Annotated in this window: 5 protein-coding genes; all 5 read right to left on the bottom strand. The window is 53.6% G+C overall.

Annotated features, from left to right (window positions below; translation table 11 throughout):
• Window positions 1-468 precede the first annotated feature (468 nt).
• On the bottom strand, window positions 469-1,953 hold the full coding sequence (prpD, locus tag H616_RS0104770) for a 2-methylcitrate dehydratase (RefSeq protein WP_027966339.1): 1,485 nt from the start codon (window positions 1,951-1,953) through the stop codon (window positions 469-471).
• Window positions 1,954-2,077: 124 nt separating this feature from the next.
• Window positions 2,078-3,268 carry a 2-methylaconitate cis-trans isomerase PrpF gene (gene prpF, locus H616_RS0104765; RefSeq protein WP_027966338.1) on the bottom strand — a complete coding sequence of 397 codons (1,191 nt, stop codon included), beginning with the start codon at window positions 3,266-3,268 and terminating at the stop codon, window positions 2,078-2,080.
• 15 nt (window positions 3,269-3,283) lie between these two features.
• Window positions 3,284-5,893: a Fe/S-dependent 2-methylisocitrate dehydratase AcnD gene (gene acnD, locus H616_RS0104760; RefSeq protein WP_027966337.1), complete on the bottom strand. Its 2,610-nt coding sequence runs from the start codon at window positions 5,891-5,893 to the stop codon at window positions 3,284-3,286.
• Between the two features lie 85 nt (window positions 5,894-5,978).
• Window positions 5,979-7,106 (bottom strand): bifunctional 2-methylcitrate synthase/citrate synthase, encoded by a 1,128-nt coding sequence (gene prpC, locus H616_RS0104755; protein WP_027966336.1) that lies wholly within the window; start codon window positions 7,104-7,106, stop codon window positions 5,979-5,981.
• A 67-nt stretch (window positions 7,107-7,173) separates the two neighbouring features.
• Window positions 7,174-8,064 carry a methylisocitrate lyase gene (gene prpB, locus H616_RS0104750; RefSeq protein WP_027966335.1) on the bottom strand — a complete coding sequence of 297 codons (891 nt, stop codon included), beginning with the start codon at window positions 8,062-8,064 and terminating at the stop codon, window positions 7,174-7,176.
• Window positions 8,065-8,091 lie beyond the last annotated feature (27 nt).

Here is an 8,091-nt window from a genome sequence, read left to right as displayed (position 1 = left end):
AGCCGTTGTTCTTTGACGAGTCGCTTGCCTTGATATCTGGTGACTGGTCACCGACATCTCAACAAGCGCCCACATGAATTACCTGATCAATTGTTAAAGAGCGTCCTGTGTTACCGTAGACCGGCTTGCTGCCTGATCTGCGATGCCTCACAAGGGAAGGCGTATTCTACGCATCCGGTGGAGATTGTCAACCCTCGATGTAAACTTTCTTCATCTCGGTAACGCCTCCTGCACGCTTCTCTTTACCGCCACCAGCTGAGTGTAACCTGCTGATTGATAAAGCGTACTTCCTTCTGCTGCTGCGAGAAAACCAGCCTGACTTTCGGCTCGTTGCCTGCAGCGGATGCGTACTTTACGACCTTGCTTGGCACAGTGCAAGCACTTTGTGTAATTCTTTTAGCTGGCTAACCACTAGCACACGCAAAACTCACGAATGACGGGGTCTTCACCCTATCCAAGAAAACAGACTCAGATGACAAATAGCTCAACGAAGCGATGCACAGGCATCTGCTCTAAGCGCTGTTGCTCATTGCAGGCTTGCAGAATTGTCTCGCAGCGCTGTGGTGGAAAGCGCGTGGCCAGGTTATTGGAAAACTTCTCTTTAAGTACAGGAACACCCTCGGCACGGCGTCGGCGGTGACCAATAGGATACTCCACCTCAATATTGTCAGTAGCCGTACCATCGCTAAAAAAGACCTGAATAGCATTAGCGATAGAACGCTTTTCGGGGTTCAGGTAGTCATGGGTATAGCGTGGTTTCTCAACGACCTCCATCTTTTCACGTAACTCATCAATTAGCGGATGGGTGCTGTGAAACGTATCTTCATAATGCTCGGCACTCAGTTCGCCGAAGATCAGCGGAACGGCAGTCATATATTGCAAGCAATGATCACGATCAGCGGGGTTCGCCAGCGCCCCTTGCTTTGAGATAATGCGAATTGCTGATTCATGAGTCGTAATGACAATTCTATCGATCTCTCTCAAGCGGTCCTTAATCTGAGGGTGCAATATCACAGCTGCCTCACAAGCCGTCTGGGCGTGAAACTCGGCTGGAAACGACAGCTTGAACAAGATGTTCTCCATGACATAGCTGCCAAAATCACGCTGGAAAGAAAAGCACCGCTCACTTTCAGGCTTGAGCGTCTGATCTTTGTTGGTTTTACTGAACAGCACATCATAAAAGCCCCACTGCGGTGCTGTTAGCGCTCCAGGAATTCCCATTTCGCCACGCAAAGCAATATCCGCCAACCTCACGCCACGCGACGTCGCATCACCTGCCGCCCAGCTCTTGCGTGAGCCGGCATTGGGAGCGTGCCGATAAGTACGTAAGCTCTGGCCATCAACCCAGGCATGTGACAGCGCCGACAACAGCTGCTCACGATTGGCCCCCATCAGCTTAGCTACTACGGCAGTAGAGGCCACTTTGACCAGCACCACATGATCCAGGCCAACTCGATTAAATGAGTTATTCAGCGCCAGTACACCCTGGATCTCGTGAGCCATAATCATCGCGTCAAGCACTTCGCGCATGCTCAAGGCCGACTCCCCTTGTGCAACACGCTGCTGAGACAGGTGGTCGGCCACCGCCAGAATACCGCCTAAGTTATCTGAGGGGTGCCCCCACTCAGCGGCTAGCCAAGTATCGTTATAATCCAGCCAGCGCACGATACAACCGATATCCCAAGCAGCCTTAACCGGGTCAAGCCGAAACGACGTTCCAGGCACGCGAGCGCCATGTGGCACCATTGTTCCTTCGACCAGCGGCCCCAGATGTTTGGTGCATTCAGGGAAGCGCAAAGCCAGCAGGCCACAGCCCAGAGTATCCATCAAACAATAACGAGCCGTCTCTAACGCCTCAGCGCTATCGACACGGTAATCCAGCACGTAGTCAGCAATTTTCTGCAACTCAACATCGTAGTCTGGCCGAACGTTGGCTTCTACCGTCAGACTCATACCCCCCCTTCTTACATAGAAAGCAAGAAAAAAGCGCCTACTCCAATAAGGTTAGCAGGCGCTTCGTCATGTTACCGCCGAGCCAAAATGCTACCTATTTGACCGACGAGCACCTCAGCAACTATCAACACGTATCGCCCGGCACGCGCACCCAACCTTCCATCAGGACACGGGCACTACGGCTCATTACCGCTTTGGTAACGCTCCACTGGCCATTATCCAGTGTCGCTTTAGCCCCCACTCGCAAGGTGCCAGAGGGATGACCAAATACCACGCTATCGCGCTCTCCTCCGCCAGCAGCAAGATTAACCAACGTCCCTGGAATCGCTGCCGCCGTACCAATCGCAACAGCAGCGGTGCCCATCATGGCGTGATGAAGCTTGCCCATCGACAGCGCCCGTACCAACAAATCAATGTCTTCTGCACCAACGTCTTTACCACTTGATGCCGCGTAACTCTCGGGCGCTGCCACGAAAGCCACCTTGGGCGTGTGCTGCCGGTCGGCCGCTTGCTCCAAGCGTTCAATCAATCCCATGCGTAATGCCCCATGCGCTCGAATACTTTCAAAACGCGCCAGTGCCTCAGGGTCACTATTAATAGCATCTTGTAGCTCAGTGCCGGTGTAACCAATATCCGCGGCATTAACAAAAATAGTAGGAATGCCTGCATTGATCATGGTGGCTTTAAGCACACCACCTGCCACTACGCTATCCGGCACCTCCAGGTCGTCGACTAGCTGACCGGTAGGGAAGATAGCCCCCTCCCCATCAGCCGGAGCCATGAACTCCACCGGAATTTCAGCGGCTGGAAAGGTCACACCATCTAACTCAAAATCACCCGTTTCCTGCACCTCACCGTCACGCATAGGTACACGTACGACAATGGTCTTTCCGATATTGGCCTGCCACACTCGAACGACTGCCTCGCCGTTCTCGGGAACACGCGAGCTATCAACCAAACCAGCGGCAATCGCAAACGGCCCAACAGCCGCCGATAAATTGCCACAGTTACCGCTCCAGTCGACGAAGGCACGGTCGATCGACACCTGGCCAAACAGATAGTCGACATCATGATCCGGTTGCTTGCTGGGAGATAGAATTACCGTCTTGCTAGTGCTCGACGTTGCCCCTCCCATGCCATCGACTTGCTTACCATAAGGATCAGGACTACCGATCACTCGCAACAATAAGCCATCGCGAGCAGAACCAGGAACCTGAGCAGCGGGTGGTAAGTCATCAAGGCGAAAAAACACCCCCTTACTCGTACCACCACGCATATAGGTGGCGGGAACCCGCATTTGGCGCTGATGGGTCATACGGCCTCCTTGAATTTAGGCAACGTCGCCGGTCTGCAAAAAATCTTCAGCGAAACGCTGTAGCACGCCACCGGCTCGGTACACTGACACCTCATCGCCAGTATCCAAGCGGCAAGTCACTGGTACTTCAACCACTTCACCGCTTTGACGATGAATAATCAGCGTCATATCGCTGAGCGGTGCAATATCGCCTTCCACATCATAAATTTCGCTGCCATCGATACCCATCGTTAAACGTGTGGTGCCAGGCTTAAATTCAAGCGGCAATACACCCATTCCTACTAGGTTCGTGCGGTGAATACGCTCAAAGCCTTCAGCAACAATCGACTCGACACCAGCCAGACGCACGCCCTTGGCCGCCCAGTCACGCGAACTGCCTTGACCGTAATCAGCACCGGCGATGATAATTAGCGGTTGCTTACGCGCCATGTAGGTTTCAATGGCTTCCCACATGCGAGCCACATGACCGTCCGGCTCAACTCGCGCCAACGAGCCCTGAACAACGTCACCCTGCTCGTCTCTTACCATTTCATTGAGCAGTTTTGGATTGGCAAAAGTGGCTCGCTGAGCAGTCAGGTGATCACCACGGTGAGTCGCGTAAGAGTTGAAGTCCTCTTCTGGCAGCCCCATCTTCGCCAAGTATTCGCCTGCTGCACTGGACGCCAAAATCGCATTGGATGGCGACAAATGGTCAGTGGTGATGTTATCCCCCAGCACCGCCAGTGGCCGCAGCCCCTTAAGGCTGTTTTCGGTCACCAAATCTCCCTCCCAGTACGGCGGGCGGCGAATGTAGGTACTCATTGGGCGCCAGTCATACAGCGGGCTCTCGGCCTTCTCAATTTCTCCGAGATCAAACATCGGGATATATACCTGCTGAAACTGCTCAGGCTTAACATGCTTACCGACGATGGCATCGATTTCTTCATCGCTAGGCCACAGGTCCTTAAGCGTGATTGGCTGGCCATTAGCGTCGGTGCCCAAGGCATCCTGCTCGATATCAAAGCGTACGGTGCCAGCAAGCGCATAAGCGACAACCAGCGGCGGCGAGGCCAAAAAAGCTTGTTTGGCATACGGGTGAATACGCCCATCAAAATTACGATTACCCGACAACACGGCCGTGGAGTACAGATCGCGCTCAATAACCTCCCGCTGAATTTCGGGATCTAGCGCGCCGCTCATGCCGTTACACGTCGTGCAGGCAAAGCCAACTATGCCGAAGCCTAACTTTTCCATCTCGCTCATCAAGCCCGCTTCTTCCAAATACAGCTGAGCAACTTTTGAGCCTGGCGCAAAAGACGACTTGACCCATGGCTTACGCGTTAAGCCCAGTTCGTTGGCTTTTTTAGCCACCAGACCTGCCGCTACGACATTGCGCGGGTTACTCGTATTGGTACAGCTGGTAATAGCGGCAATGATCACCGCGCCATCAGGCATCAGACCTTCAGTTTCTTCCCACTTACCCGCCACACCGCGTGCTGCCAGCTCATTGGTAGGTAAACGGCGATGGGGGTTAGACGGGCCTGCCATATTGCGGCCCACTGACGACAGATCAAACTCCAGCACCCGCTCGTACTTCACTTCACTGAGGCTATCAGCCCACAGGCCGGTGGCTTTGGCATAGTTCTCAACCAGCGCCACCTGCTCTGGCTCACGGCCTGTCAGTTTGAGGTAGTCAATGGTCTGTTCATCGATATAGAACATGCCTGCCGAGGCACCAAACTCCGGCGTCATATTCGAGATAGTGGCACGGTCGCCGATGGTTAGGTCACGCGCACCTTCGCCAAAGAACTCCAGATACGTTGACACCACTCGCTCATTACGCAAAAACTCAGTAATCGCCAGTACGATATCCGTCGCCGTAATGCCAGGTTGACGCTTGCCGGTGAGCTTGACGCCGACAATATCGGGCAGACGCATCATCGACGGCCGTCCTAGCATAACGTTTTCGGCCTCAAGGCCACCCACGCCTATGGCAATAACACCTAAGCAGTCAATATGCGGCGTGTGGCTGTCCGTGCCAACACAGGTGTCCGGAAAAGCCACGTTGTGACCACCTTGATCGGGGCGCACCTGAATTACCGGCGACATTTTTTCTAGGTTGATCTGATGCATGATGCCGTTTCCGGCCGGAATCACATCAACATTTTCAAAGGCGGTTTTGGTCCACTCGATGAAGTGGAAGCGGTCTTCATTACGCCGATCTTCGATAGCACGGTTTTTATCAAAGGCGTCTTTCTCAAAACCACCATGCTCAACCGCTAACGAGTGATCAACAATCAACTGCGTCGGCACCACGGGATTAACCTTGGACGGATCTCCCCCCTTCTCGGCAATGGCGTCACGTAAACCCGCCAAATCAACAAGTGCCGTTTGGCCCAGAATATCGTGACAAACAACACGTGCAGGATACCAGGGGAAGTCTAAGTCACGCTTGCCGTCGATAATCTGGCCAAGCGCTGCATCACGCAGCTCAGGCTCACAGCGTCGCACCAACTGCTCAGCCAATACGCGAGAGGTATAGCTTAGGGTGTCATACGCGCCCGGACGAATAGCTTCAACGGCTGCACGGGTATCAAAATAGTCCACTTCAGTGCCGGGAAGGCGCTTACGGTAGTCAGTCATCATGGTCATGGTAAAGGTCTTCGCAAGGTGGGCCGAAAGATAGGTGCCGAACAAGGCGGCGGCCCATTAGGCCGCCGCTTCAGAACGCTTAGTCGCGCTGTTCGATAGGCACCCAATCGCAAGATTTCGGGCCGGTATAATCGGCGCTGGGACGAATAATGCGATTATTTTCACGCTGCTCGAATACATGGGCACACCAGCCTGTCACACGCGAGCAAACAAAAATCGGTGTGAACAGCTTGGTGGGAATATCCATGAAGTGATAGGCACTGGCATGGAAAAAGTCAGCGTTACAGAACAGCTTTTTCTCGCGCCACATTACCGATTCAACCCGCTCAGAAACGGGGTATAGCACTGTGTCGCCTACATCATCGGAGAGTTTTTTCGACCACTCTTTTATGATTTCGTTACGCGGGTCGGACTCACGATAGATCGCATGGCCAAAGCCCATAATCTTTTCTTTGCGCTCAAGCATACCCATCGTTTCGCGCTCAGCTTCTTCTGCAGAAACCCAGTCTTCGATCATTGCCATAGCCGCTTCATTGGCACCGCCATGCAGTGGGCCACGTAACGAGCCGATAGCACCAGTGACGCAAGAGTGCATATCAGACAGCGTCGAAGCACATACACGTGCCGTAAAGGTCGAGGCGTTGAACTCATGCTCAGCATAAAGAATCAACGAAACATTCATTACCCGTGCATGCAGCTCTGATGCCGGCTTATCGCGAAGCAAATGCAGGAAATGACCACCTACGGAGTCGTCATCGGTCTCGGTCTCGATACGTACACCATCGTGGCTAAAACGGTACCAGTAGCAAATGATTGACGGTAGCGCCGCCAACAGACGGTCAGAAACCTCTTGCTGCTCGTCAAAGCTCTGCTCCGTTTCCAAGTTACCCAGCATCGAGGTTCCCGTACGCATCACATCCATCGGGTGCGCATCGGCGGGAATTTGCTCAAGCACTGTTTTGAGTGCCTGAGGCAACCCACGTAGGCTTTTCAGCTTGGCAACATAACCATCAAGTTCTGCCTGATTCGGCAACTTACCCTTGAGAAGTAAATAAGCGACTTCTTCAAACTTGGCTTTCTCGGCCAGCTCTTTAATGTCGTAACCGCGATAGGTTAGGCCCGAACCGGTTTCACCCACAGTACACAAGGCCGTCGTGCCAGCGCTTTGGCCTCGCAGGCCAGCGCCACCGATAGTCTTCTCTGCCATGTTCTCTCTCCTTGTCTGTCACATCTGGTCTGGCAACACGTTGTCTGTTGCACTTCCACTATCAGGCTCAGGCGTCGCTGCCTTTTTCGGCAAACAGCGCATCCAGCTTGTCTTCAAAAGTGTGGTAGCTAAGGAAGTCGTACAAATCATCACGCGTCTGCATATCTTCTATTACGTCACGCTGATGGCCGTTATCGTGAATACTCTGGTACACCTTGAGCGCAGCGGCGTTCATGGCGCGAAAGGCTGACAACGGATACAACACCATCTGACACCCCACGTCTGCCAGCTCACGCTGCGAAAATAGTGGTGTGGCGCCAAACTCGGTGATATTGGCAAGAATCGGCGCATCAACACGCTCACAGAAAGCCTGATAATCGTCCAGCGTGTGTACCGCCTCAGCGAAAATGGCATCAGCACCCGCATCAATACAAGCCTGAGCACGTTCGATTGCCGCATCCAGCCCTTCCATCTGGAAGGCATCGGTACGAGCGATCAAAAAGAACTCTGGATCAATTCGCGCATCGGCGGCCGCCTTGATGCGATCAGCCATTTCCTGCTGGCTGACGATGGCCTTGTTAGGTCTGTGACCACAACGCTTCTGGGCCACCTGATCTTCTAGGTGAACTGCAGCCACGCCGGCGCGCTGCATTTCCTTGACGGTTCGCGCAATGTTGAATGCGCCGCCCCAACCGGTATCAATATCTACCAGCAGCGGCAGATCCGTCGCACCGCAAATACGGTGCGCATCCTCAACCACATCGTTCATGGTGGTCATGCCCAGGTCCGGCAAACCAAAGGAAGCATTAGCAACGCCACCGCCAGACAGGTAGATCGCCTGATGACCGACACGCTCAGCCATCATCGCGGTATAAGCATTGATAGTACCGACAATAGGCAGCGGATTGTTGGCGTTAAGTGCAGCGCGAAAGCGAGCGCCGGGCGTCTGTGCTGTCATGGTGATCTCCGTTAAATATCATAGACT

Origin of the sequence: Halomonas halocynthiae DSM 14573, assembly GCF_000425725.1 — a bacterium.
Classification (GTDB): domain Bacteria; phylum Pseudomonadota; class Gammaproteobacteria; order Pseudomonadales; family Halomonadaceae; genus Halomonas; species Halomonas halocynthiae.
Note: the sequence above shows the minus strand (reverse complement) of the source record. Positions and strands in the feature narration are given on the sequence as shown.

Coding starts and splice junctions, on each gene's coding strand:
- prpF (WP_027966338.1), bottom strand. CDS start 3,268: ATGACCCATCAGCGCCAAATGCGGGTTCCCGCCACCTATATGCGTGGT.
- prpB (WP_027966335.1), bottom strand. CDS start 8,064: ATGACAGCACAGACGCCCGGCGCTCGCTTTCGCGCTGCACTTAACGCC.
- prpD (WP_027966339.1), bottom strand. CDS start 1,953: ATGAGTCTGACGGTAGAAGCCAACGTTCGGCCAGACTACGATGTTGAG.
- prpC (WP_027966336.1), bottom strand. CDS start 7,106: ATGGCAGAGAAGACTATCGGTGGCGCTGGCCTGCGAGGCCAAAGCGCT.
- acnD (WP_027966337.1), bottom strand. CDS start 5,893: ATGATGACTGACTACCGTAAGCGCCTTCCCGGCACTGAAGTGGACTAT.